Consider the following 26,762-nt stretch of genomic DNA (forward strand, 5'->3'; position numbering starts at 1 on the left):
GAAGCTCACCGCCCGCCCCACGGAAAGCGAGCAGCCTGGAGCGGAAATCAACCAGCTCAATACTAGTTATATAGTAACAAATTTTGCGAAAACAGCCTTTCTATTAAAGCTTATAGAATACCCTATAGGCTTTTTTTAGTATACGTTTTTAATCATATTAGTCATAGATCAGTAGACTCTTCATGAACAAAATGTTCAAAAAGAATATAAGAGACAAAAAGAATAATACATTCATATAGTTTTTTAAGTCTAAATAATACGTAATATTTACGGTCATTAGCCCTTCCTTTATAGTTGAAATAACATTTTAATTATTCAAACAATTGCTTTTGTAAGCGTGTTCAATAAAGGGGGCTATTATGTTAGCGATATTAGGTTTTCTCATGGTGTTTGTATTTATGTTTCTGATTATGACAGGAAGGTTATCTGCATTAATTGCATTGATCATTATTCCTGTATTGTTTGCGATTATAGGTGGATTTGGGGCTGATTTGGGTCCTATGTTGATTGATGGAATTAATCAGTTAGCTCCTACCGGCGTGATGCTAATGTTTGCTATTTTATATTTTGGTATAATGATAGATGCTGGTTTATTTGATCCTGTTGTAGGAACCATCTTAAAGGCAGTAAAAGGAGACCCGATGAAAATCGTCGTTGGAACGGCTGTCCTTGCATTAGTTGTGTCACTTGATGGAGATGGGACGACTACTTATATGATTACCATTTCGGCCATGCTTCCTCTTTATCAGAGGTTAAAAATGAATCCTTTAATTCTTCCGTGTGTTGCGATCATGGGTGTTGGAGTAACAAATCTAACACCATGGGGGGGCCAACGGCTAGAGCTGTAAGCGCATTAAGTCTGGAAATGTCTGATGTGTTTGTACCTTTGATCCCGGCGATGGTTGGCGGGGCACTGTGGGTTATTTTTGTTGCCTATTTATTTGGTATGAAAGAAAGAAAAAGAGTAGGTACCCTGGAACTGGATAAGCTGCCGGGTCACCAAAGCTCACCATTTACTCAACATGCTGCAACATTGGAGGTACCGAGTGAAAAACGGCCAAAGCTTATTTGGGTAAACTTTGCTTTGACAGTTCTTCTTCTAATCGGACTTATTTTAGGTGTGATGCCACTGCCTGCCTTATTCATGATTGGATTTGCGATTGCTATCGTAATCAACTATCCTAATTTAGATGAACAAAAAGAACGAATTAAAGCACATGCCGGCAATGTTTTAGCTGTAGTGTCTCTAGTTTTTGCAGCTGGTGCATTTACAGGTATCCTGTCAGGTACGGAAATGGTTGATGCGATGGCAAATAGTCTAGTTGCATTAATACCGGATGCTTTAGGTTCTTACCTTCCAATTATCACAGCTTTAACCAGTATGCCATTTACTTTTTTTATGTCCAATGATGCCTATTACTTTGGTATGCTTCCAATTATTGCTGAAGCAGCAACAGCCTATGGAATCAACCCGGTTGAGATTGCCAGAGCATCCTTATTAGGCCAGCCTGTCCATTTATTAAGCCCGTTAGTTGCTTCAACCTATTTACTTGTTGGGATGTCAAAGGTCGAATTTGGTGACTTTCAAAAATTCACAATAAAGTGGACAGTCGGTACATCCCTTGTCATGTTAGTTGTATCTATAGTAATTGGAGTCATTTCCATATAATATATAAATGATCTAATTAGGGGTTTGGCTCAGATTGTGGAGTCTGACCCTTTGCTCTCGTTTAGGAACTTATAAAATTCTTGAACTTTGGATAAGCGCACGACATCCAGCTCCGAAGCACAGGACGTGCAAATGCAGTCGTGGAGATTGACGTCGCGTTATTAGACTGCCAGCGCCTAGCCAATTTAGAATTTAAGGCAAATAACGCCTTCTATTCTATATTGTCTTATTTGCCCTAGGCTGGTCAAGGCGCTTGCGCTTTTGCTCTTTTAGACAACATCGAAAAAAGGTTGCGAAAGATGAGAATGTATAAAAAAATCCCCCTACAATTTAAAATACTGACATTAATTACAGGGTTAATCGTTATGATCATCCTTTTATTAGTCGGAATCTCTTCTTATGTATTGTTCGTTGATTCCAGAAATCAGGTGGAACAGCTTGTGCTTCAAACAGCTAAAACAATCGCACTTATGCCTGAACTTCATGAAGCCATTGAAGAAAATGAATTAGAGGAGACTTTTCGACCCATTGCCGAACAGGTAAAAGATCAAATCCATGCATCAAATATCGTAGTAGAAAATCGTGAAACGATTATCTATTCTCATACTGATCCAAGTGAGGTCGGTACTGGAATTCATCAAGATGCAAATGAACAGGTGCTTACTTTTGGGGGATCTTATAACTTTGAGGTCGTTCGTGAAAATGGTGATGTACTTGTCGGAAAAGTACCAATTATCGCAAGTTTTGAACAGTATGATTCAGTGATCGGAACAGTAGCTGTTGAATTTCCGGAAGAAAATATTTATAAAAATTTATATCAAAAACTGAAGACCATACTGTTTGCCTCTCTGGTTGTGCTATGTTTGGGAATCATTGGTGGAGTGTATTTAACAAAAAATATTCGAAAAGATACATTAGGGCTAGAACCACATGAAATTGCCTCCCTGTACAGAGAAAGAAATGCGATTTTACTTTCGATAAAAGAAGGAATTGTTGCTATAAACAGACAGGGAATTATTACAATGATTAATCATTCAGCAAAAAGTATGCTGAATTTAGACGATTCAAAGTATATTCACAAACATATTAGTGAAGTCCTGCCTTCACTACAAATTGACCAAGGTCTTGAAACCGGTGAAATCGTTCATCATGCTGAGGTTGCGATTAATGATAAGGTGTTTATTTTTAATTTTATTCCTATTTTAGAAAATGGACAGGTCATTGGTGTTGTAGCAAGCTTCACAGATAAAACAGAACTGAAAAAATTGGTTGAAACTCTTTCAGAAGTACGAGAATATTCCGATGGATTACGAGCTCAAACTCATGAGTACTCAATATTTATTATCCGGTCTTATGCAATTGGAAAGATATCAAGATGCCCTTGATTTTATTCAGAAAGAGTCATTTATCCATCAATACCAGACCAAAATCTTATTCAATCAGATACAAGACCCTAATGTACAGGCTATTTTATTAGGCAAGCTCGGAAAAGCATCAGAGAAGAAAATAGAGCTGAATATAGATGTTGATAGTTATGTGGACCCACTTCCAGATCATATTGAAATAACAGATAGTATAACGATTATAGGAAATCTAATTGACAATGCGTTTGAAGCTGTTATGTCACAAAAAGAGAAAATGGTTACATTCTCTATAATGGGCATTGGTAATGAAATCATTATTGAGGTGACTGATAATGGACCAGGCATATCTTCTGAACAGTTTGAAGGGTTGTTCACGATAGGGTCCTCCACAAAAGGCAGTCATAGAGGATTTGGGCTATTTAATGTCATGCGAATTGTGAAAGCATTAAATGGAACAATTGAAGTAACGAATCGTAAACATGGTGGAGCGATTTTTACTGTGTTTCTGCCAAAAAAGATACAAAATAGAGAAGGAGACAATTTACATGATTAAGGTGTTAATTGTAGAGGACGATTTTCGTATTGCTCAAGTACAAGAAGGGTTTCTACAAAAAATACCAGACGTTCAAGTAGTCGGCAAAGCGTTGAATGCAGAGGATACGATCAATTCGTTAAAAAAACAAACAGTTGATCTTATATTACTAGATATTTATTTGCCGGATCGTCTTGGTACTGATTTATTACCTCATATACGGGAGAATTACCCGGAAATTGATATTATTATGATAACGGCAGCAACCGAAAAGGCAATGCTTGAAACATCGATTCGCCAAGGAGTATTTCATTATTTGTTAAAGCCGGTTACAATGGAAAAATTTATCGAAACAATTGAAAGCTATAAAAAAGAAAAAAACTGCTTTATAATCGTGATGAAGTAGATCAATCTATTATAGATCAGTATTTTGGTACTTCAGTAAATCAGTTGTCATTCAATCAAAAAGACCTTCCATCCGGAGTTGACCGTTTAACACTTCAAAAAGTAAAAGAAGTGTTACATACTCTTGATTCTGGAATCTCAATTGAGGAGATGGGAGAAAAAATGGGTGCTTCTAGAACAACCGCAAGGAGATATCTGGAATATCTTGTCTCTATTAATATATGTATGGCAAAGCATGAATATGGCATTGTAGGTAGACCTGAGAGAAAATACTATTTAAAAATATAGATGATTGAGGTACTAACATGAAGGTAAAACCGTTGCTTGTATCCACATTCATTTTCTTGCTCCTAATCGGTTGTGCAAATGAGGAAGGTGTAAAACGTGAATTTGATAAAGAGGTCACAATCATTGCTCCCAGTTCTACAGGGGGTGGCTGGGATGTGACGGCAAGAGCCATTAAGAAAATTCTACTACAGGAAAACATAGTAGCTGATATAGAAGTCATCAATAAGGTTGGCGCCGGAGGAGAGTTAGGTTGGAAATATACCTATCACCAACAAGAAAATGTACTGGCGATGAATTCAAGCTTAATTATTACAAATCATTTATTAGGTCAAAGCAAATTAACGTTTAAAGATTTTACTCCAATTGCCATTTTAGCAAAAGAATGGGAAGTCGTCATCGTTTCAAAAGACTCCAGTATTAATCGTGCGAAAACATTATTATCTGAAATAAAACAAGCACCTGAGCAGTATAAAATAGGGATTTCTCCGCGACTGGGGAATGATGATCAGCTCTCTTTTGTTTTAGCTAGCAACCAATATGGAATCCAACCAAAAAACTTACATTTCCGAATCTATGAAAATAGTGACGAGGTTGTCAAGGCGCTCATATCCAAGGAAATAGAAGTAGCGACAATGTCCATTTCCGAAGCGAAAAAATATTATGACCGCGATCAAGTAAAGCTGCTCGTTATTTCTTCAGATAAACGATTAAGGGAATTACCCGAACTCCCAACTTGGAAAGAAGAAGGAATTGATATCGTTTTTCAACATTGGAGAGGCATTATGGGTCCCCCTAATATGTCAAAAGAAGAAATTAAATTTTGGGACCATGTATTTGGGGAAATGGTTAAAACAGAAGCGTGGAAAAAAACGCTGGAACATTATATGTGGGAAGACTTTTATAAAGATAGTGAAGAAACATATAAGTATCTTGAGGAGCAAAGTATGATGTATGAGCAGCTTATGGGCGTTCATTAGGTTAGATTCGTCTTTATGAACGAAATGAACAAAATGAAATAATTAGTTGTATTATTTACATTGGAAGAAGAAGGACTTATGATATGGATGAAAGTTTTTGAAGGGCTATCTTTCCTTACAGACTTTTAATGATTCTTAAAAAGGGAGAAATGGTAAATGTGGGTTATAACTGTTTATGCTGATGATCGTATTAAAATGTTTGAATTTGATGATGAGAAAGAAGCAAAAGAATCAATCAAAAAGATAAAAGGCAGTAAAATTCTCTCACATGTTATCTATTTCAATGACCAGTTTATAGAAGAAGCTAGTTAAATATTGAGCCATAGGCTGACTCTTTAAAGAGATTGTGAATTCTCCTTCATTCAAAGGGAGACTTATCTCTTGGAGTCGGCTTTTTTGTAAGTTAAAAAGATTAGAAATGTTTTTTGTACGGAGGTAGATATAGTTGTTCATGTTTTTAGAAACAGTCATCATCGGAATGGCCGGAGGCTTTTTATTTTATATTCTTCAGCTTCCTTTGGCGTGGATGTTAGGTCCACTAACAGCTGTGATAGTATGGAGAATTTTTACCAAACGGGAGTTGAATTGGCCGGTTGAATTCAAAAATGGAGGTCAGTTCGTTCTGGGATATAGCATGGGCTTATCTTTTACAGCAGAAAGTGCGAGACAAATTCTGCATCAGTTTCCATCAATGGTGCTTAGTACGACACTTATGGTCGGTTTTGGGCTAGTCATGGCAACGCTCATTTCAAAATTCACCACTACCTCTTTTCCAAGTGCTGTGATGGGGACAACCCCAGGTGGTTTATCTCAAATGGTGGTGTTAAGTGAAGAAATAAAAGGGGCAGAACCTACCATCGTGACGTTCATGCAAACGATTAGAATGCTTACTGTCATATTTATTGTCCCAACCTTGGCTATTCATACGTTCTCAAGTGCAGAAGTAGTTTTACCTATGGAAGAAAGTTCAGGAGCAGAGCAGCAGTCTATTGTGGGTTTGGGGACTCTATTTTATCTCTCTCTCATATTTATAGTGACAAAAATAGCTGTACACTATAAATGCCCAACTCCATGGATTATTGGACCACTCCTATCAGTAGCAATTTTATCAATAACAGGTATGGAACCGTCGGAATTACCTACTTCTGTAAACCTGATAGCCCAGCTTTGTTTAGGTATTTACCTGGGCTTGAGTATGAAGGTTGATATGCTGGGAGACTGGAAAAGGTTATTACCTATTACACTATTATCAGGTCTTTCAATCGTAGGCTTTGCCTTTTTCCTTTCTTATGTGTTACATATTTTTTATCCAATGACAATGGCTACTGCTTTTCTATGTATTGCCCCAGGCGGTTTGCCTGAAATGGGTGTCACCGCCCATACTGTCCAGGCAGATGTGTCATTAGTAGCTGCCTATCAGTTATTTCGGGTGTTTTTTATCTTATTTATTGTTCCGATTTTTCTAAGAGGATACTTCGGTAAAAATGAACACCATCATGAAGAGACAGATGTCGGCTGAAAATGAAACTTCATAAACAAAATGAACAAAATATCTGAAATAAATTAAAAACAATAAATGAAGAAAACGGTTACAAACTTCTTGATTTGTATTACGATCGTAATGAGAATATTAAAACGCTTCCAAAAAACCAATCTAGTTTCAGCAAGCTTACACGCTTCGCTACGTACAAAAATTAGACGGTTGTTTTCAATATCCCCAGAAAAGGTAAAGCTTTTGGAGGTTAAACATGTCTCAATTAAGCAATGCAAGCATGAATATTATTATTCGTTTACATTTTCAGAAAAACATTATTACCTTTAGTGAAATAGCGAAAGTCATTGGTGAAACAGGCGGAGATGTTATAGGTATTGATGTCATCTCGACGAGTAAAGTCCAAACTGTACGAGATATCACCATCACGGTGAAAAATCAGCAACATGGACAAAGTGTAATGGATGCTATACAAAACTTACAAGGTGTTAAGGTCATCTCTGTTTCAGACAGAACATTTCTTTTACATCTTGGAGGTAAGATTGAAGTAACACCAAAAAATCCAATTAAAAACCGTGATGATTTATCAAGGGTTTATACGCCTGGAGTTGCTCAAGTGTGTCGTGCGATTGCTGATGAACCGCTTAAAGCACATTCTTTAACAATTAAACGAAATACAGTTGCGGTTGTTTCAGATGGTACAGCTGTTCTTGGATTAGGAGATATTGGTCCACTCGCAGCCATGCCTGTTATGGAAGGTAAGGCGATGTTATTTAAACAAATGGCAGGTGTTGATGCATTTCCTATTTGCCTGGATACTAAAGATCCTGATGAAATCGTTTCTATTGTAAAATCAATTGCACCAGCGTTCGGCGGAATTAATCTTGAAGATATATCATCACCAAGGTGCTTTGAAATTGAGGCAAAACTTAAACAGGAATTAGATATCCCAGTTTTTCATGATGATCAGCATGGAACGGCTGTTGTATTGTTGGCTGGTCTTTATAATGCACTTAAGTTAACTGGGAAAAAAATCGAATCGATTAAAGTAGTTCTAAACGGTGTTGGTGCTGCAGGAACAGCTTGTGCGAAAATGCTGATTGCAGCTGGTGTTCAGCATATTATTGGTGTAGATCGTGCAGGTGCTCTTCACCGTGATGAGGTATATGATCATCAGAATTGGACGGACTTTGCGAATATGACAAATCCCTATAATGAAAAGGGTGCTCTAGGTGATGTAATTAAAGGAGCGGATGTCTTCATCGGTGTATCTGCACCAGGAGTATTAACTGAAAGTCATTTAAAAACAATGGCGAATGACCCAATTGTCTTTGCGCTAGCAAACCCGGTACCGGAAATTGATCCAGACATTGCCGAACCGTTTGTTCGGGTCTTAGCGACAGGCCGATCAGATTATCCGAATCAAATTAACAATGTTTTATGTTTTCCGGGAATTTTCCGGGGAGCTCTTGATTGCCGTGCATCCGAAATTAATGAAGAAATGAAAATAGCGACAGCTAAAGCTATAGCAAGTGTTGTTTCTGACGAGGAATTAAGTGAAACCTATATTGTCCCAAGTGTCTTTAATCAAAAAGTAGTAGAGAAAGTAAGAGAAGCAGTCGTTGAAGCGGCATATAAGTCAGGTGTCGCTAGAAAAGACTTGTTTAAGGAAGAAAATACATTAGCAACAACTTATTGATAAACACGTGAATTTAAGGATGTTCATTTAATGAGCATCCTTTTTAGTAGGTGCAAAAGTGTCCTGTCATCAAAGCATTTTATGACCCCTGCTAGGGACAAAACTCGTTTGCGCTTCTTGCTCACCTACAATTAAAGTAGCTTGATTCTTTTCAAATTCTCCATTTTCTAATAATGGTACATGTTGATACCGTTGACTTTCTTCTCTAACAGATGTTACCCAGGTAAAGAATTCTGTTTCTCTTTTATAAGTAGCACCTGGATTAAAAAAAGTCACGGGACATCCATAAGGTAAGATAACCGGCAATAACAAAGTGACAAACATCATCATTTTCTCCTCTCATATGTCTCTTATATACTATGTTGATTGTCTACATATTGATTTTAGTCTTCAAAAAAAGACGAGCATAAAAATTATGCTCGTCTCTCACTAACGACGATGTTGTACAAGGTCAATGGCACCTAATACTACATGGGCTAAACCGAATCCAAAAACTGTGTTTGCGATCATTTTATTTGAACCGCGTTTTTGTTTTAATGCATAACCAGTAGCTGTTACAGCTGAACCTAATGCAGTCGGAATTAAGCCTTCGCGAATATTCATGTCATTTCCCTCCACATCGAAAGTAAGTGGGTGATTGAACACCAGTTTTATTATGGATGATTTAAAAGGTTACTATCCAAAAAAGTATTTCATTCTTCGTTTTGAATCCTTTAGACTTGTTGCAATTCCAATATGAATAGGACAGTGCCCCTAAAACATACTCATAGGTAAAAATGAAAAGGTGGGAACAGGAATGGGCAAAAAGATGTCGAACCAGTTTTTCTTTCTTGTTATTCACAGCTCTACCATTAAATCCTTCCTAATGACAGACCTTTTAGTCAGTACAGGTATGTATTACGGACTAAAAATTATGTCTCATAATGAATGGATCTCAATCATTGGTTGTTTAGCGGGTACGGAAACTTATAAAAGAGTATTGACCTTTTATCGAAGTGCTTGTCTTTAAATACAGGTTACGTTCTTATAAAAAAGTAAGTATTCTAAAGTTAAACACAACCTTTGTCCCACCTTTTTTGGTGTATAATAATATGCTGATGAAATTTTTACATAGAAACAGGTGGATAAATTGAATGGAACTGCACATGGAACAATAGGGGCCGGAACAGGGTTTATTGTTGCCCAGTCGGTGCAAGCTGACCCGACAACAACCTTATTATTAGTGGGGATTGGTGGCATAGGAGGACTGATTCCTGATATTGATATAGATGGGAAATTGAGTAACAGAATCACTTTCTCACATACATTGATTCGGTCTGTGGCACAATTAATCGGGTTAATGATGATCGTCTACACACTTCTTGAAGGAATAGGTAGAGAAAAATGGCTGGGTATAGGAGTTGGACTTGCGATCATTTTAGTTGCTTCTCAAATTAAACAGAGGCATATGTTAACAATTACCGGATTAGGAGTTCTTTTGGGAGGAATTGCATTACATGAAATATGGCTCATGTTATTAGGGACCTATATAATGATTGCTTCTTTTATTCCTCACAGAAGCTACACCCATTCACTAGTAGGAATTGGATTTTTTGCCTTCATTGCTCATTATTTTCAAGTCTCCATCAGAGTGGACGGCGTGTTTTTAACATGCTTACTTAGCTATGGCAGTCATTTGATTGCTGATATGAGGGTTTTACCATTTAATAAGAGGGGGTTAAATTCTTTTTGCCCTTTTCCTCCAAGGAATTTTAGTGTGTGCAATAAGTTGTCAGGATACAAAAAGCCCATTCTCACTGTAACATGAGAGAGGGCTTTTCTTATTAATTTCTGTTACTGGGCAGATAAGGCTGCTTATATTTTCACACGTTGCTTCCTTACTGGAATGTAGATATCAATTTCTTTATTCTCCGAACCATAGCATCTTTCATCATACAGTTCAAATTCTACTTCTCCATAATGTTCATAACCCGATCGTGGAAACCAGTCTGTAAAAATATAATTCCAAGTGGACTGAATCGAAGCTGTAAATGATTCCTCATCTGATTTCGGTGTAGTAAACACTGCATATTCTAGTTCTGGAAAACTTTTGTACACCATACCTTCAGGTGCTTGGGATCCCTTTTCTACCTCCATTCCAATGATATAACCAAACTCACCTGTTTCAGAGTTGAAATCTGTGCAAATACCAAGTTCCGCATGCTTGTATAAGGGATTAGGAATTTTGGCCCCTAAATTCTTTGTCATATACTGTTGCCAAAATTCAGGGATATCCTTATTGTTCTGACCGTTATCATTCTTTGTTAATAGTTCATATCCAATTACATTAAACGCAGGTTTATTCACTATTTTTGGTTCCATCTTCTCTCCTCCTGATATTGGTATTGAATGAAGGCTCGCTTTTCCACGTAAGGGTCCGGATATGCTCTTAGCACGGCGATACTGCTTCGGTGAAACACCGTAGACCTTTTTGAACGCTCTGTTGAAGGATTCTTGGTATTGAAAACCAACATCTAATGCAATATGAATCACTTTTTCATCTGTATAGAATAGACGCTCTGCTGCATATGTTAGCCTTCTTTTTCTAATATAATCCATCACAGATTCCCCCACCAATGTTTGAAAGACACGATGATAATGAAAGGGAGAAAAGCAAGCAAGTTCTGCCAAGGTTTCTAGTGTCAATTGTTTATCAAGGTTTTCTTCAATGTAATCAAGCGTTCGTTGTATACATTTACCATAATCCATCATCCCTCACCTGCCTTAGGTACACTATAACAGCATGTAACTCTTTCTTCTTAACATTTTTTGCTATTTTCCAATCAATTCTAGAGTGGATAAAATATTAAACTCTTACCGATGATTGAATTAATGAATGCAATAAGCTACACTACTGTTTGACTACCTGAGAGAGGTGCAGCCATGAACGATCGACAAAAAGAATTATTAAGAACGTTATTAGTTCAGAATGGACAAACTTTACATATAGGGGATTTGTCGGAACAGCTGAGATGTTCGGAAAAGACAGTTCGTAATGACTTGAACGTAATCGAGGAGCTTTTAGCAGAGTATCCTACAGCCTATTTAAGTCGGCAACCGGGGATTGGAATTACACTTGATATTGAAGAAACCGGTCGGTCTGAATTGTTTCAAAAGCTATTATCCACTGAGCCGAAAACTCCGGAAGATCGATTCATTGAAATTGCTTATCATTTATTAGTAAGTAATAAAGCCATTACTTTGCAGGAACTGTCGAAGAAGTACTATGTTCCAAAGGCTACGATAAAAAAGGATCTTGACAGCATTGCGAGATGGTATGAAACCTATCAACTAGAGTTGATTTCCAAACCTAGATTAGGAAACGTTGTTCAAGGATCAGAACTAAGGAAACGCAGTGCATTGGCACATTTATCAGAACTTCTTTCTTCTGTATCCGATACTAAAAATTATGTACTTGAATTGTTTCAGCCTTATGAAATAACGGCCGTAAAAAAAGCATTGAATGAATTACAGCAAAAGAATTCAATTGCATTTACAGATGCTGCAATAGAAAGTTTACTTGTTCATTCACTTATTATGATGAAAAGAACGCGTCAAAAATCGCCTGTTACGGTTCCGGATAAAGAAAAGGAGGCAGCATATTCTTCCAAAGAATATTCATATGCTATTCCCTTTTTTGAACAGCTTGAATCTGCTTTCCAAATTAAATTTTCTGAAGATGAGCGAATCTATTTTACTTGGCATTTGATTAGTGGAAAAAGAAAAAATGATGCAATTGAGGAGCCATTTATTAAGAATGATTACTTGTTAAATGTCATTACTGACTTAATAACAAAACTTAGTACAATGACATTATTTCCATTTAAAGATGATCTGATTTTAAAAAACGGGTTAATCGTGCATGTACACTCGGTCATTAACCGCATTAAATATGGTTTTCCTATCACAAACCCACTTTTACCAAATATCAAAAAAATGTACCCATATTTGTTTAATATGGTGTTACTAGCGTTGAATGAAGTTAAGGAAAATCACGAACTGGAAGTTCCCGAGGATGAGGCCGCTTACTTAGTTCTCCATTTCCAGGCATCAATTGAACGGTTAAAAGAAAAAAGAGAAAAACAGCGAAGAACCTTAATTGTTTGTCATATGGGTGTCGGTATGTCCCATTTATTACAGGCTAAGATTGAACAGCATTACAAAGATATGCAAGTTGTTGGGTGTATTGGACAAGCTGAATTAAGCGAATATTTGAAGAAAAGTACCGTTGATTTTATCATCTCTACAGTAGAGTTAAAACAGGTTAGTATTCCTCATCTTACGATTTCACCTTTGTTGGAAGCAAAGGATAAGGAAAAACTGAATCAGTTTTTAACTGAAATGGAGAAGAAACAGATAATAAGTAATGAAAAGAAGGTGCTGACACAACTAAGTAGAGGAGATTTAGTTCACATACATGTTGATAAAGAGCATCCTTTTCAAGTGATCGAAATGTTAGGTAATAAATTATATGAAAAAGGTTTCGTGACAAAAGAGTTTATTCATAGTGCACTTTTAAGAGAAAGAAAATCATCTACATCAATCGGTGGATTAATCGCTATTCCACATGGAAGTCCAACAATGGTCAATCAATCCGCAGTTGCCATTGCTCTTTTGAAGGAACCAATAAATTGGGGGAACGAGCAAGTATCCCTCGTTTTCATGCTGGCTATATCGACTCAAGATCCAAAACTAAATCGTAAAGCTGTTGGACAGATTGTAGCCTATAGTGAAACTCCGTCATTTATTCATTCATTAATAAAATCAAGCAGCGTAAAGGAGTTTCTGGAGAAGCTAAAATAAAGGACTCCTTATTACCAGAACTTCCGGTAATAATTTATTTTTACCGGAAGTTCTGGTAAAAACAAAAATCAATTCATGACCTAATGACTAGTAAAATGAATGTAAGCAATTACATCAAGGTTTTAAGGAGGAAAGGTTCATGAAGATATTAGCTGTCACAGCATGCCCAGTCGGGATTGCTCACACATATATGGCTGCTGAAAATTTACAAAAAGCAGGCGAGGAATTAGGTGTTGATATTAAAGTAGAAACACAAGGGTCAATTGGGATTGAAAATGCATTAACAGACCAAGATATTGCAGAAGCAGATGGCATTATCATCGCAGCAGATAAAGAAGTACCAAAGGATCGGTTTGTTGGGAAGAAAGTAATTGTTACAGGTGTACAAGATGGTATTCGTAAGCCGAAAGAATTGATTGAAAAAATAAAAAATGGTGATGTGCCACTTTACAGATCTGAGTTGAAGTCAGTAGGTGAAATGAAGCAGAAGAGTAAGCAAAAGGAAAATCCAATCTATAAGCACTTAATGAGCGGTGTATCATATATGGTTCCGTTCATCGTGGTAGGGGGATTATTAATCGCGTTGGCATTAACTCTTGGTGGTGAGCAAACACCAGGTGGTATTGTTATTCCAGAGGGCTCTTTTTGGAAACAAATTGAAACTCTTGGTGCTACATCTTTCATGTTTATGATTCCGATATTAGCTGGCTTTATTGCAGTAAGTATAGCTGATCGCCCGGGGTTAGTACCAGGTATGATTGGTGGTTATATTGCTGCAAACGGAAGCTTTTACGGAAGTGAAGCAGGTGCTGGTTTTATTGGGGGAATTATAGCAGGTTTCTTAGCAGGTTATATTGCCTTGGGCATTAAGAAAATTAAAGTTCCTAAAGCAGTATTGCCTGTTATGCCAATTATCTTTATCCCAATCTTTTCATCTGTTATCGTTGGGCTTTTATTTATCTTTGTTATTGGTGCTCCAGTTGCACAGATTTTTGAAGGGTTAACATCAATGCTTGCGGGTATGCAAGGAGCAAGCTCTATTCTATTGGCAGTGATCCTAGGTGCCATGATCGCAGTTGATATGGGAGGACCGTTTAACAAAGTAGCTTTCCTATTTGGTTCTGCCATGATCGCTGAAGGGAACTATGAAATTATGGGACTAATTGCAGTCGCTATCTGTATTCCGCCGATTGGGATGGGTCTTGCAACATTAATGAATAAGAAAAAATACCTTCCTAATGAAAGGGAAGCTGGTAAAGCATCATTTACAATGGGTCTTTTCGGAATTACAGAAGGTGCCATTCCATTCGCAGCACAAGACCCAATTCGTGTTATTCCAAGTATTGTTGCTGGTTCAGTAGTAGGATCTGTTATCGCTATGCTTGGGAATGTAGGGGGAAAAGTAGCACATGGCGGTCCTATTGTTGCTGTATTAGGTGCTGTGGATCATGTTGTGATGTTCTTTATCGCAGCAATAGCGGGTGTCCTTGTTACAGCATTTATGGTAAATTTTCTAAAAAAAGATGTAGAAACTGTATCTAATGATAAAATACAAGAGGAAAGTAATTCAATTGCTCCTGAACAAGAAGTAGAGCAGGAAATTGAAAAATTGGTTGATATTATGAACGTGGATTTAATGAATATCAATCTAGCTGGAACAACACGTGATGCTGTTATTGATGAACTAATTGAAAAATTCGATTCGCAAGGTATATTAACTTCTAAGGATGTGTATAAACACGCAATCCTTAATCGTGAAGAACAAAGCTCAACAGGACTTGGTATGAATATTGCTATTCCACATGGTAAGTCAAACGCTGTAAAAAGACCGGCTGTCGCTTTTGGGCTAAATCGTGATGGTGTTGATTGGAATAGTCTAGACGGTACAGACGCAAAGCTTATATTCATGATCGCTGTGCCGGAGGAAAATGCCGGTGATGCGCACTTGAAGATTTTACAAATGCTGTCTCGTAAATTAATGGATGAAGAGTTTAGAAATCAGCTATTAAATGTTTCTTCTAAACAAGAAGCAATGACGGTGTTAGAGGAAGTTCATTAAGTTTAAATAGGGGGATGCCGAATGTATAAAGAACCGATATTTTTAGAGCCTGTTTTTCAAGAGAGAATATGGGGTGGACAAAAGCTGCATACTGAATTTGGGTATACGATACCTTATGAAAAAACCGGGGAAGCATGGGTCATCTCTGCCCACCCTCATGGTCCAAGTATGATTAAAAATGGTCTCCTGACAGGAAAAACTCTTGCAGATGCTTGGCAGGAACATGGAGAATTATTTAATAAAAGCGCATCTAATAATGAGGAATATCCATTACTTGTGAAAATATTAGATGCAAATACTGATCTTTCCGTACAGGTTCATCCGGATGATACGTTTGCACGTGAAGTAGAAGGTGTTCCATACGGAAAAACAGAGTGCTGGTATGTGTTAAGTGCAGAAGAAGATGCTGAGCTCGTTCTTGGACACCATGCAAAATCAAGAGAAGAACTTGAAAGAATGCTTTCTGATCAAGAATGGGAAACGTTTTTACGTCGTAAAAAAGTAACAGCCGGTGATTTTGTTTATGTTCCAAGTGGTACGATTCATGCAATTGGAAAAGGTATCGTTATACTGGAAACACAGCAAAGTTCAGACATTACGTACCGTGTGTATGACTATGATCGTACTGATTCAAGTGGTCAAAAACGTGAGCTGCATTTAGACCGTTCGATAGAGGTAACAACTGTCCCACATCAAGATGTGAAAATAGAACAAAATGAGTCCAAGATGGGCGGTTTAACGACAAAGACATTAACAGAATCAGAGTATTTCACCGTTTACCATTGGCAATTAAATGGAGAAGCATCCATGATACTCGATCAAGACTTTTTACAGGTCAGTGTGACAGAAGGAAAAGGTACGATTACAATTGATCAAAAAGATTTCTTAATGGAAAAAGGCAGTCATTTTATTCTTCCATACGGAATTAGTGAATATAAACTTTCAGGTGACGCTGAGTTCATCGTATCACATGTATAATATTCATCATTAGGAAGATTTCAATTAAAGACAAGTGGGGAAAACATTTCGTATTTCTTCACTTGTTTTTTTGTAGAAAAGATAAAAGACCACAGTTGTGGCCTTTTATTTAAATACTATTAAGATGTTTATTACCAAATCGCCTCAACCCATTCTGGATGGTCAATAAAAGGATTGCGGTTATGCTGATAGTCCTGATAAATAACTTCATTACGATTGCGTTCAAAATCATCAACAGGATCTTGCTGATGCCATTGTAACAAGGTTGATAGCTTTCCATGTAATGGAGCAGAGCCATTATTTACTTTCTCCGTTACCTCCAGATCTAACTCCCCATTGTCTCCTTCATAGCGCACAGCCATATAGAAAATCATCCTGGCGACATCGCCTTTTACTTCATCACGTGGTTCCCAAGAATCACTATCAGCATACGTATCAGGTGCTTCTTTTTGTGCAGTGCCGCCGTTATCGAAATCTTTATTGCCTCTTGAACTATTAACTGAGACATCTGTAGGTCGCAAATGGTGAAGATCTGTTCCTGCTCCCATAGACGTTCCAAAGTCACCATGTGATTTTGCCCAAACATGTTCACGGTTCCATGAGTCAATGGATGACCCATTAGATGTTTTGCTTTGAGATCGGCCAGTATATAAAAGAATAACATTATTCTGATTAGCAGGATCTTCATCTGTGTTTCTTAGTGCTTCCCAGACATTTGAATAGGAAATTTCAGTATGATCATCAATGATGTTATGTAAAGCTATTTTTAAACTCGTTCCTGATTTACCTAGCGCATTTTCATAATAGTCACCTGATGAGTCCTCAGGTGCATCTTCAGAAGTATCATCTGTACCCACAATTGCCATTTGTGATGTGTTTTTCAAACCAGGATGTGAGTAATAGGCTGTTAATTGGCCTGTCACTTTCAGTTTCGCTCCCATTAGATCCGGGTTTGTTTTTAATCCGAATTGTGAACGAAATTGAGAAGGAATCTGAACATATAGCATTTTTGAAGAATCTGTTTCACTGCTACTATCTGCTATAGCTAAAGCATAATCATCAGGAAAGCTACTTTTTACCACTGTTGATGAAGAAATTGGTTTTCCTACCACATACCCTTCAACTGTCTGTTCAGAATTATTCTGTGTCTGAATCGCTTGTGAAACAGTTAAAGTACTAGCTGCTCTTAAAGTATCAAATGAAAAAAGCGATGTAAATAAAACCAAAGCAATGACAATAAGATAACGAAATTTCTCTACACTTCTCATGCAAAAACCTCCTAATTTATATTATTTTGATACGAAAACAACTTATCACCGTTGTGTAAAGGGAGTTTATTTATATTGTAAAAAAATCATTTACAATTAAGAAACAGGAGGAAATACATATGTTATAAGGTATAAATGAAAATTTTATGTGTACCAATTTATAGTTAATAGAAACGAAACTCAAAGGGCAGTCAATTTTTCTTTCATTTATGGCTTTAAAAGTGTTACATATCCTGTCACAGAACGGCTTGTGACTCCTCCCGCAACCTAATAAACAGTAGAAGACCTCGATCATACAAAGTACAGCATGATCGAGGTCTTCTACTACTTGTTTTTAGGCGGAGTCAGGTTAAAGGAGATGACCAAAATAAAAATATAGAATATTTTTTATATTGATCTAGAAAATCAGCTAATGCTAAATGCAATACATCAGATATATTAATCTTTTCTTTTTACAAAACATATCTAAACGTTTACCAATAGCAAGGTCAATAACAATCTACTTTCATGTTTTGTTGCTTTGTGGTAATTGTTTGATACGCTCATACATATCCAGCTTCATTTAATGCGTTTCTAAATGGTTTCTCACTTATGCCAGGTAGTTGTTTCGCTACATCTCCTGTCTTTACTCCTTCTTGGGCCAAAGCTTTTAAAATGCTTCGTATGGATGCTTTTTCATCTAGACTCATCGATTGTTCACCCTCATTTTATTCAAAGGCATATGCTATTCCTCTTTATTTCACCTAAACTCATATATATATTAATCTATGTGAAAACGTATGACCTTCTGAGTAAGTTAACATAATGATGGATTAACGGTATTGAAAAAAGGATCTTTATGTGAATTGTTCACCCTTAGTTGATAAACCTATTTTCCTTTTTATGCTATTGCTAAAATTGGTATTTATAGGAAATACCTCTTAATTCTACATTTTTTGTGGATTTTATGCTAGAAATTATTTAAGATTTCTAGTGTAGTTATTTATATGAACTAGACAAGTTTATGGCGGAACAAATCAATAATGAAGTGTATGAAGAACAATCACCAATTGAGAATTTTAATCTAGATAATATTGCAGAAAAAACAATCGGTGAAATTAAAGAAGAAGCTCTTTTAGAAGAACAGCTAGTTGAATAAGAAAATCAAGATTTTACATCCGAAAGTGGGAAAATGACGATACTAGCGTCATACAGCCCTTCTACAGCGGCTTCCTATGCAAGAGAGTGGGCTAAAAAAAGGAACTCACTAATAGGTCACCCAAAAGATTGTACTAACTTCGTGCTGTGCATGCAGGAGGGAAGGCTGAAAGAAAACAGAGCAATGTTCCAACTGGTATAACATCTACTACCTCTTATTGGTACAGCGATCGCTATCATGAGTGGAGAACAAATTACTATGTTTATAGGTGGAAAGAATCTAGTTCCTGGATGGGTGTGGTTGATTTTTACACTTATTGGAGTAAATAATTAAATACTACAACATCTACTAGTAAATCAACAATTAGAAGTAATGCTAAGCTAGGTGATGTTGTTCAGTTTAAAAATGCAGAGGGAAGATGGTACCATAGTATGATTGTTACTAAGAAAACAAGTAGTGAAATATACTTATCTGGACATACTAATGATGCCTTAGATAAACCTCTTAGTGAAATTTCAGGGAATTAATCTTATAGAGTAATAAAGTGTAACACTGCCTACTAGGTCTAAAATCAGCAACTGACTACTACTAAATAAAGACTAGGAAGTGATGAGTTGAAAGCTAAAAGTATCATTCCCATTTTTATAGTAGGATTACTTATAGTTTGGGTCGTAATATCAATGCTTCTTCCTCCAAATCTTAAAGCAGAATCAAAAGAAAATGGATGGAAAGCTATATATACAGTTGATAATTCATTGAAAAAGACTTGGTCTGGAAACCTTAGCTGGGAGAAAAGACAAGGTAAATTATTAGATGCTCGTTTCATAGAGAATGGAAAAGTAATTTCATCCATGAGTACTGAAGATCATGTAAATATGAAGGAAAATGACAAACATGAATTTGCTTACCTTGGTCAAAAGCCTATAGAAAAAAGCACTTACCAATTATACATAAACTGGGAGGAAGAGGGAGAAAAGTACGAAGAAACATTAGAATTCAAACCAGTTAAAAGACTTTTGATAATACCAAAGTTTAGCTGAATTGAAGTGGAAATAAACTAGTTTTTAGATTGTTTAGATATATTATTATTTTTAAGAATAGAAGTACTATTTTTTGTTTTTGTAATGTACCTTGTAACTATCAGTCTCGTTGATATCATAAAACATTACCAAAAGTCTTACCAAATACCTTTACCATAATGCTGTGTTTATTTATCGCATGTGTTTACTTTGCGGTCTAGGACAAGAACCCTGTCATCAAGCCATAAAGACGATATCTTTATTAACCTTAATAAGGTCAGGAAAATGTGTATATACAACGTTAATGAAAATATAGAGATTTATATAATTTATAACAAAATGAAACAGAACTATAAGGTTAATCATGAGGTCTTCTACTACCGGTTTTGGTTGGAGTATATTATAGATATATAAAATAAAATTAAGGGAGAATTTATGAAAAAATCATCTCTGGTTTATTTGATAATTTCTATTATTGTAGCAGTTGCAATTTATATTGTGGTCACCACCATTTACAAAAGTGATTATATTAGTGAAGAGTATTATTTTGAAGGTAATTCCGAAAATTGGAGTGTATCAGCAAAAATTCTTGAAACAGGTGATAAAACATATTCTCTTACCACAGAGATATCCTACCTTAATGAAGAAGAAGCTCCAGAAAGAGTGAAGTGGATTCTTAACGGTAATGGGTTTAGTACAGGTGGTGAAGAATCCTTAACTGAAGGTAAAATAGTTAAGAAGGAACCACTTAGAGAAGTAACAATTACGGATAATGATAAAATAACTTTTTCAATTGAGTGGAATAGTCAGTCAGAAGAGAATATTATTTTGACTCCAAAAAAAGATAAATAAAACATTAAATGTATTTAGGATTGAATAATCTATACAAATCTAGTTAACATAATTCCAACTATACGATGTAATCCAAAGAGCCAAATCCTTATATATCAAGGGTTTGGCTCTTGTTTGTTCTTTATCGATTATGCATGATTTTATACATCGTTGATTTATCAACGTTTTTGACTTCTAAAGAAGCCTGGCAGCTACATAAAAAAGTGAGATTTTATGAATTACTTTACGTTTACGACAATTTGTCCAAATAGATTATCATCAACATAGGCATTTAAGGCCCATAACCCTTTTGATGGTAATAACATTGCTGCTGGGACCTCTGAATGATTTTGATACGATGTTGGAACTGATCCTTGCGACCAAACTTGTTTTTCTGAATCAGGTATTAACAAAGCCTTACTTACTTCATTACTATTATGTTTTACAGCTATAACTGTATTTTCTAGATGGAATATTTCCCCGAAAAAATGCCACATATAACACCACAATGGGAAAAATGGCGTCATATCGCGTTTTTTCTCGAATTCTTAGAAGGGAGACATATTTACTAGAGTAAATGATGTTTAAAAATCCATTATATATGGAAAATAAAGAAAGGAGGGATGACGATGAAAGTAGTGATTATTGGCGGGGATGCTGCGGGCATGAGCGCAGCCATGCAGATTGTACGAAACAGCTCCGAAATTAAGATTACGGTTTTAGAAAAGGGGGAGTGTATTCGTACGGGCAATGTGGCCTGCCTTATGTCATTAGCGGAAAGGTTGAGTCAACAGATAAGTTAATCGCCAGGACACAGTCTACGTTTAAAGAAAAATACGGCATTGATGCCCGAGTTTTTCATGAAGTAGAATCGGTAGATGTTGAAAATAAATTGGTAAAGGGGTTCAATCACAGAAGTGGTGAGACATTTGGTTTACCATATGACCGTCTTCTTATTGCAACTGGTGTCAGCACTATTGTCCCAAATTGGGAAGGTAGTAAACTTCCAGGGGTTTTCACTTTAAAAACAATTCCTGATGCAAAGGCCATTATGAATTATCTTAAGAAGGATATTAAGAATGTAACGGTGATTGGCGGAGGCTACATCGGCCTTGAAATGGCTGAAAGCTTTGCAGAGCTCGGGAAAAAGGTAACAATCATTGAACGGAATGAACAATTAGCTAAAATATTTGATAATGAAATGGCAGAACTTATTCATGAAGAAGCAGTGAAGCAAAATATTGAGTTAAAACTGGGTGAATCGGTCGAAGCGTTCGGCGGTAATGAACATGTTGAATTTGTAAAAACCGATAAAGAAATGTATGAAACAGATTTAGTGTTAGTTGCTGTGGGTGTGAAACCTAATACGGCATTTTTGGAAGGAACTGGCATTCAAACAAGTATTAATGGAGCAATTCAAGTAAATGCTTATATGCAGACAAATATTGAAGATATTTATGCTGCAGGAGATTGTGCAACACAATATCATCGGGTAAAAGAAAAAAATGATCATATTCCATTAGGAACACATGCGAATAAACAAGGGCAAATAGCAGGGTTGAACATCGTCAATATACCTAAAACATTTAAAGGTGTAGTAGGCACGTCAATCATAAAATTCTTCGGATTAACTTTAGGAAGAACAGGGATATCTGAAACAGAGGCAAACATGCTGCATATTCCATGTAGCGCGATAAGCATTACATCAAAGGATATCGCTGGATACTATCCTGATGATAAAAAGATGAACTTGAAGCTTGTCTATCATAAAGAAACATATAAAGTTCTCGGCGGGCAAATTATTGGGGAAAATGGGGTCGATAAACGAATAGACGTACTGGCAACTGCGATATTCCATTCGATGACAACCGATGAACTGCTTGATCTAGATCTTGCGTATGCTCCGCCGTATAATGGTGTATGGGATCCTATTCAGCAAGCGGCTAGAAGAGTGAAATAAAAGTTAACTAATTTATATAACAAACATTATATGTTTTATATCTTTTAAAATAAAACCAAAAAGCCTTAGCTAGTTAAAAACAGCTAAGGCCATTTGATTTATATCCTTTTTAACAATCATCTACTTTATTTAAATGCAGGGGAGGTGGCACTAGCCATCCTTTTTCTTTGTTGAGTCGAAGGACCTTGCCACCAAGAGTTGCCTTTTGTGTATGTAGTTGTCCAAACATCATAGCAATGTCTTCTCTAATGGATTGGCCAATCATTTGACTACATGAAACCAATCCGGCGGCAATATTAGCAGATAAAGTAGCAGCGATTTCTTGATCCATAAACTTTGCTCCTACTGGAATATCTTCTAATCGAGCATTGGGGCGTTCTGGTGGTGTAGGAGGTAGCCCGACCCCATTTTCCTTTAGTAGATTTTCAATTTGTTTTATTTCTTGTTGACATTGTTCTATGGCTTCGACTAATAGTTTGCGAAGATCCTCATCGCCTGCATGATTCAGTTTAGTCTGGTATCCTGCTACCATGCCCTTTGAAGCTAACAGAAAAGACCAAGCACCAAAAACTTCTCCATAGTGTAATGGTTCGTTTTGAGGATTACCACTTAAAATTCCCATAAAAACACTCCCTATTGTTTTCTTAAAATCCATTAAAAATTCTCCTAAGTAAGGTTGATGTCTTGCTAGACAAAAAATAGTATGTGCTGGTTATACGTATCTATTCATTTTCTATGTATGACAAAAATAAAACTGTAAATAGTAACAATATTATGCAATAAGAATGAATTGTGGGGTAAAGACAATGCCAGGAATTGAATTAATCATTAGAGTATTGCTAACGTTTCTAATCATGTTCATAATGGTAAGAATTATGGGCCGGAAAGAAATAAGTCAAATGACCTTTTTTAATTTTGTATCTGCTATTGCTATAGGATCAATTGGAGCAAATCTTGCAGTAAATAAACAGCTTAGTGTGGGTAACGGAGTATTGGCCCTTATCCTTTGGGGATCGATTACGCTATTATCAGACCTTATCGTTTTAAATTCCAAAAAAGCCAGGGTTGTTCTTGAGGGAGAACCAAAGATTGTCATAAAGAACGGAAAAATGATGGAAGATGTTATGAGAAAGACAAAACTTGATATAGATTCTTTAAATTCTTTGCTAAGACAAAAAAATATTTTCTCTATGTCAGATGTTCGATATGCAATACTTGAAGTTAATGGAGAGTTGTCAGTAGTGAAGCAGGCAGAAAGTCAATTTCCAACGAAAAAGGATTTCAATATGCCGATACCTAATAAAATGATCCCACTTCCAGTGAGTGTCATTACTGATGGTAACGTTATTAAAGGAAATTTAAATGAATACAATTTGGATGAAAACTGGCTTAATACAAAATTAGCGGAAAATGGAATTAAGTCGATAAAGGACGTTTTTTACGCTGAAGTTCAAGAAGATGGCTCACTCTATATAGATAGGAAAAGAGGGAGTTACAACTAGGATTATGAGTTATTTGTATTGACTCATTGCAGGGTTAAACCATTTAAAAAGATTCTCGTTAAGTATAAGAATGATAGATCAAATCTCCACTCTTTAAAGGCCCAAAACGGTTAGTAACAAAAGTCAGGACAAAAAGTCAGAACATCTATACTATTCACCCTATTGTAAAGGATTACAAACGTTTATTTCCGTTTCCTTCGATTTTTTCAATTGTGTTTCATAGGAAAAAATACAGTCAGGGCAATAGCCCAACTCGTGTTTAAATTCATACCATTCATTACAATGTATACACCGCTTATATAATACAGAATTAATTAACAGATCATAACCATAATACGTAACTTTTTTCTCAATTCTCAAGTTAATTCCTCCGTATAATTTAATTGGGCAAAGTATAGTATTCAGAAATGGAGGAATTGTGAAATAACTGAAAATAAAAATTGGAGATTCTGTTAGACTTCCCTTTTAAATCACTATTAAAACCTTGGAAATTGAAATCCGAGAAATTTTCATAAAAAATAAGTTATTGAGATATTCAAGTCTGCATAATTAATAACTATGGTATCAACACCCATTTTTTTTCATACTATATTTTTGGGGTGATTAAAATGGCAAGAGCAAGTTACCGAAGTTCAGACGTTGATTTAATGGCTAGAATGATGAGGGCAGAAGCTGAAGGTGAAGGAAAACAAGGCATGTTATATGTTGGAAATGTTATTGTCAATCGTTTAGTAGCCAACTGTTCAGACTTTGAAGGGCTGAGAACAGTTTCACAAGTCATTTATCAAGTACAAGGGGGAAATTATTCCTTTGAAGCTGTTCAAAAAGGTAATATGTTTTATCAAAGATCCCGAGAATCTGAAAGAAGGTTAGCAAAACAGAATCTGGACTTTTGGAGAGAACACCCAGGTAAGTATGCCCTTTGGTATTTTAATCCATATGCACCATGCCCTCCAACATGGTATGATCAACCTTTTGCCGGTCAATTTAAAAATCATTGTTACTATGAACCGAAGGCTGGAACTTGTGAGGGTGTTTATAGTGGTTAAGCTTACTCATGCGGGTAAGCTTTTTTGTACTACCAGAAAGCATATGAATTTTATGGATGATCGTATAAGAAAAACTAAGGCTTTCGCCATTAGGACTCGGCGACAATCCTTAGTTTTTCTAATCTATAATCATATGAGACCTCACAATGGGCGGTTTGTTTCATTGGTTAGGTAGATGACGGACAATTGAAATTTAGATCTTGCCAAAAATGTCTTTCATCACTAACATGAAAGACATTTTCTTCTTGAATGGCATGACGAAAGTCTTTCACCGTCAACCTGAAAGAACATTCCAATCTCAAAATCTATCCTTTAAACCTGAGTATGTGAATGATCTCTTTTTGAAAGTGAAATCGCATTATCTCGTACACTTGTTTTTCTTGTTATAGAATATACGGCACATAGCAATGAGATGATGACGATGACTCCTCCGAACCATGCAGTGTTGGAAACTGATCCGGTTTCACTTAATACAAAACCGCCAAATGCGGATCCGACTGCAATACCTATTTGTAAGGCGGAATTATTAAAGCTTTGCTGAATGTCGGATGTAGCAGGATCTGTTTGAATTAAATAGCTTTGTTGAGGTGGTGCCAAACTCCAGCTTAATGCTGCCCAGATCATCATGATTGGGATAAATATGATCAGTGAAAAAGTCGTAAATGGAAGTAAGAATAAAATGAAAGCAAACGAACTAATCACAACGATGATGCTTTTATGAGCACCAATTGAATCCGAAAGAATTCCCCCAAATGCACCTCCACTTACGGCAGCAATCCCAAATAGTAAATAACAAATACTGATTAGACTAGAATTGAGATGAAGTTCCGATTCTAAAAATGGAGTGAAATAGGCATAAATTGTATAATGTCCTGCTAGCATAAACATTGTTGCAAGGTGGGCGCTGCCTATTTTCGTGCTGGCAACGGCTTTAATTTGCTGTGAAAGGGGAACCGCATTTTCTCCGGGAATACGCTCTAGAAAAATGGAGATTAGGATGATGGAGCCAATGGATAATAGGGCAATCCCAAGGAAAATGACACGCCAGCCAAATGTATTGGAAATAAGGATTCCAAGCGGCACACCCATTACTAATGATGAACTAATTCCCATATAGATGAGTCCCAAAGCTTTTGCCCGATGTGATGGAGCCACAATCTTGGCAGCAATAGTTAACGACAGAACGACAATAAGTGCTGTACTCATGGCGGTCAGTACTCTAGCAATCATCATAAAAGTAAAATTAGGACTAAAATAGGTCATGATATTCCCAAAAAAGAAAACAAACAAAGATGCTATATATAATTTTTTCCGCTCCATTTTACTGGTTAAGACAAGCAATACAGGTCCGGCAACCGCATAGATAAGAGCAAAAACAGATATAAGTTGACCAGCAGTACTTAATGAGATACTAAAATCATTTGCAATCGTAGGCAGTATTCCTCCTACGATTAATTCAACGAGTCCAACTGCGATGGTTGATAAGGCAAGAATAAAAACTTTTATGTTCATTATTTTTTCATCCCTTCTGCTATTTGTTTTTCAGAAATAAAAAAATCCTGATTACAGAAAACGAATTTTTCATTTTCTGTAATCAGGATTTTAAGGTTCCTGGTAGAGACCCTCCAGCCATATTCCAGAGGTTATACAGGTATCAATTATTTAATTTCGATCATACTTTGAAGAGTTT

The 26,762-nt window shown here is 36.3% G+C and carries 23 protein-coding genes, 4 pseudogenes and 1 riboswitch; of the genes and pseudogenes, 19 read left to right on the forward strand and 8 right to left on the reverse strand.

The features are described from left to right. Window positions 1-359 precede the first annotated feature (359 nt). The 7 genes and pseudogenes from AC0L8O_RS01510 to AC0L8O_RS01540 all read left to right on the forward strand — a co-directional run bounded on the left by AC0L8O_RS01510 (window position 360) and on the right by AC0L8O_RS01540 (window position 8,426). Window positions 360-1,669 (forward strand): annotated as a pseudogene (locus AC0L8O_RS01510) (CitMHS family transporter). A gap of 299 nt (window positions 1,670-1,968) precedes the next feature. Beyond that, a pseudogene (locus AC0L8O_RS01515) lies at window positions 1,969-3,586 on the forward strand (ATP-binding protein). Then, window positions 3,579-4,258 (forward strand): annotated as a pseudogene (locus AC0L8O_RS01520) (response regulator). The pseudogenes AC0L8O_RS01515 and AC0L8O_RS01520 overlap by 8 nt, the downstream one beginning before the upstream one ends. A 17-nt stretch (window positions 4,259-4,275) precedes the next feature. Beyond that, a complete protein-coding gene (locus AC0L8O_RS01525; RefSeq protein WP_473446311.1) occupies window positions 4,276-5,235 on the forward strand; it encodes a tripartite tricarboxylate transporter substrate binding protein in 960 nt (319 codons plus the stop codon). A 156-nt stretch (window positions 5,236-5,391) separates the two neighbouring features. Next, the gene (locus AC0L8O_RS01530) at window positions 5,392-5,547 is read left to right on the forward strand and encodes a hypothetical protein (RefSeq protein WP_473446312.1); all 156 of its coding nucleotides are present in this window, start codon (window positions 5,392-5,394) and stop codon (window positions 5,545-5,547) included. Window positions 5,548-5,686: 139 nt separating this feature from the next. After that, window positions 5,687-6,754: an AbrB family transcriptional regulator gene (locus AC0L8O_RS01535; RefSeq protein WP_473448576.1), complete on the forward strand. Its 1,068-nt coding sequence runs from the start codon at window positions 5,687-5,689 to the stop codon at window positions 6,752-6,754. 229 nt (window positions 6,755-6,983) lie between these two features. Beyond that, entirely contained in the window at window positions 6,984-8,426 is a 1,443-nt protein-coding gene (locus tag AC0L8O_RS01540) for an NAD-dependent malic enzyme (RefSeq protein ID WP_473446313.1), read from the forward strand. Window positions 8,427-8,495: 69 nt separating this feature from the next. Here AC0L8O_RS01540 and AC0L8O_RS01545 read toward each other — a convergent pair whose 3' ends face one another. Both AC0L8O_RS01545 and AC0L8O_RS01550 read right to left on the reverse strand, forming a co-directional pair. Continuing rightward, entirely contained in the window at window positions 8,496-8,756 is a 261-nt protein-coding gene (locus tag AC0L8O_RS01545) for a hypothetical protein (RefSeq protein WP_473446314.1), read from the reverse strand. Between the two features lie 99 nt (window positions 8,757-8,855). Then, window positions 8,856-9,029: a hypothetical protein gene (locus tag AC0L8O_RS01550; RefSeq protein WP_026559180.1), complete on the reverse strand. Its 174-nt coding sequence runs from the start codon at window positions 9,027-9,029 to the stop codon at window positions 8,856-8,858. A gap of 193 nt (window positions 9,030-9,222) precedes the next feature. On the opposite strand from AC0L8O_RS01550, the gene AC0L8O_RS01555 reads away from it, so the two are divergent. Both AC0L8O_RS01555 and AC0L8O_RS01560 read left to right on the forward strand, forming a co-directional pair. Next, window positions 9,223-9,435, forward strand: a complete 213-nt coding sequence (locus AC0L8O_RS01555) for a hypothetical protein (RefSeq protein ID WP_473446315.1) — start codon at window positions 9,223-9,225, stop codon at window positions 9,433-9,435. Between the two features lie 120 nt (window positions 9,436-9,555). Continuing rightward, window positions 9,556-10,233, forward strand: coding sequence for a metal-dependent hydrolase (locus AC0L8O_RS01560; RefSeq protein WP_473446316.1), 678 nt, complete (start codon window positions 9,556-9,558; stop codon window positions 10,231-10,233). 47 nt (window positions 10,234-10,280) lie between these two features. Here AC0L8O_RS01560 and AC0L8O_RS01565 read toward each other — a convergent pair whose 3' ends face one another. After that, entirely contained in the window at window positions 10,281-11,177 is an 897-nt protein-coding gene (locus AC0L8O_RS01565) for an AraC family transcriptional regulator (protein ID WP_473446317.1), read from the reverse strand. Between the two features lie 171 nt (window positions 11,178-11,348). On the opposite strand from AC0L8O_RS01565, the gene AC0L8O_RS01570 reads away from it, so the two are divergent. From AC0L8O_RS01570 to manA, 3 genes are all read left to right on the forward strand, one after another. Further along, on the forward strand, window positions 11,349-13,268 hold the full coding sequence (locus AC0L8O_RS01570) for a BglG family transcription antiterminator (RefSeq protein ID WP_473446318.1): 1,920 nt from the start codon (window positions 11,349-11,351) through the stop codon (window positions 13,266-13,268). A gap of 139 nt (window positions 13,269-13,407) precedes the next feature. Next, entirely contained in the window at window positions 13,408-15,327 is a 1,920-nt protein-coding gene (locus AC0L8O_RS01575; RefSeq protein WP_473446319.1) for a fructose-specific PTS transporter subunit EIIC, read from the forward strand. 21 nt (window positions 15,328-15,348) lie between these two features. Further along, a complete protein-coding gene (gene manA / locus AC0L8O_RS01580) occupies window positions 15,349-16,305 on the forward strand; it encodes a mannose-6-phosphate isomerase, class I (RefSeq protein ID WP_473446320.1) in 957 nt (318 codons plus the stop codon). A gap of 131 nt (window positions 16,306-16,436) precedes the next feature. Here manA and AC0L8O_RS01585 read toward each other — a convergent pair whose 3' ends face one another. After that, window positions 16,437-17,573 (reverse strand): endonuclease, encoded by a 1,137-nt coding sequence (locus AC0L8O_RS01585; protein ID WP_473446321.1) that lies wholly within the window; start codon window positions 17,571-17,573, stop codon window positions 16,437-16,439. Window positions 17,574-18,115: 542 nt separating this feature from the next. Then, window positions 18,116-18,262, reverse strand: coding sequence for a hypothetical protein (locus AC0L8O_RS01590; protein ID WP_473446322.1), 147 nt, complete (start codon window positions 18,260-18,262; stop codon window positions 18,116-18,118). A 314-nt stretch (window positions 18,263-18,576) separates the two neighbouring features. Between AC0L8O_RS01590 and AC0L8O_RS01595 the strand changes: the two genes are divergently transcribed. The 4 genes from AC0L8O_RS01595 to AC0L8O_RS01610 all read left to right on the forward strand — a co-directional run bounded on the left by AC0L8O_RS01595 (window position 18,577) and on the right by AC0L8O_RS01610 (window position 20,582). After that, a complete protein-coding gene (locus tag AC0L8O_RS01595) occupies window positions 18,577-18,711 on the forward strand; it encodes a hypothetical protein (protein WP_473446323.1) in 135 nt (44 codons plus the stop codon). Window positions 18,712-19,073: 362 nt separating this feature from the next. Then, window positions 19,074-19,238, forward strand: a complete 165-nt coding sequence (locus tag AC0L8O_RS01600) for an amidase domain-containing protein (protein WP_473448579.1) — start codon at window positions 19,074-19,076, stop codon at window positions 19,236-19,238. 87 nt (window positions 19,239-19,325) lie between these two features. Further along, window positions 19,326-19,751 (forward strand): hypothetical protein, encoded by a 426-nt coding sequence (locus AC0L8O_RS01605; protein WP_473446324.1) that lies wholly within the window; start codon window positions 19,326-19,328, stop codon window positions 19,749-19,751. A 414-nt stretch (window positions 19,752-20,165) separates the two neighbouring features. Further along, window positions 20,166-20,582, forward strand: coding sequence for a hypothetical protein (locus AC0L8O_RS01610; protein WP_473446325.1), 417 nt, complete (start codon window positions 20,166-20,168; stop codon window positions 20,580-20,582). A gap of 218 nt (window positions 20,583-20,800) precedes the next feature. Here the strand turns inward: AC0L8O_RS01610 and AC0L8O_RS01615 are convergent, their stop codons facing one another. Continuing rightward, window positions 20,801-21,058: a DUF4871 domain-containing protein gene (locus AC0L8O_RS01615; RefSeq protein WP_473446326.1), complete on the reverse strand. Its 258-nt coding sequence runs from the start codon at window positions 21,056-21,058 to the stop codon at window positions 20,801-20,803. A 132-nt stretch (window positions 21,059-21,190) separates the two neighbouring features. Here AC0L8O_RS01615 and AC0L8O_RS01620 point away from each other — a divergent pair. After that, window positions 21,191-22,521: pseudogene (locus AC0L8O_RS01620) on the forward strand (CoA-disulfide reductase). Between the two features lie 109 nt (window positions 22,522-22,630). On the opposite strand, the gene AC0L8O_RS01625 reads toward AC0L8O_RS01620, so the two are convergent. Further along, window positions 22,631-23,143, reverse strand: a complete 513-nt coding sequence (locus tag AC0L8O_RS01625; protein ID WP_473448581.1) for a DUF3231 family protein — start codon at window positions 23,141-23,143, stop codon at window positions 22,631-22,633. A 184-nt stretch (window positions 23,144-23,327) separates the two neighbouring features. Between AC0L8O_RS01625 and AC0L8O_RS01630 the strand changes: the two genes are divergently transcribed. Together AC0L8O_RS01630 and AC0L8O_RS01635 are read left to right on the forward strand one after the other, a co-directional pair. Then, window positions 23,328-24,023 carry a DUF421 domain-containing protein gene (locus tag AC0L8O_RS01630; RefSeq protein ID WP_473446327.1) on the forward strand — a complete coding sequence of 232 codons (696 nt, stop codon included), beginning with the start codon at window positions 23,328-23,330 and terminating at the stop codon, window positions 24,021-24,023. Window positions 24,024-24,631: 608 nt separating this feature from the next. After that, window positions 24,632-25,072 (forward strand): cell wall hydrolase, encoded by a 441-nt coding sequence (locus AC0L8O_RS01635; protein WP_473446328.1) that lies wholly within the window; start codon window positions 24,632-24,634, stop codon window positions 25,070-25,072. A gap of 312 nt (window positions 25,073-25,384) precedes the next feature. On the opposite strand, the gene AC0L8O_RS01640 is transcribed toward AC0L8O_RS01635, so the two are convergent. Further along, window positions 25,385-26,584, reverse strand: a complete 1,200-nt coding sequence (locus tag AC0L8O_RS01640; RefSeq protein ID WP_473446329.1) for an MFS transporter — start codon at window positions 26,582-26,584, stop codon at window positions 25,385-25,387. Window positions 26,585-26,643: 59 nt separating this feature from the next. Beyond that, window positions 26,644-26,743: riboswitch (purine riboswitch) on the reverse strand. Window positions 26,744-26,762: the final 19 nt, after the last annotated feature.

The sequence above is a fragment of the Metabacillus sp. KJ11-3 genome (assembly GCF_055808295.1).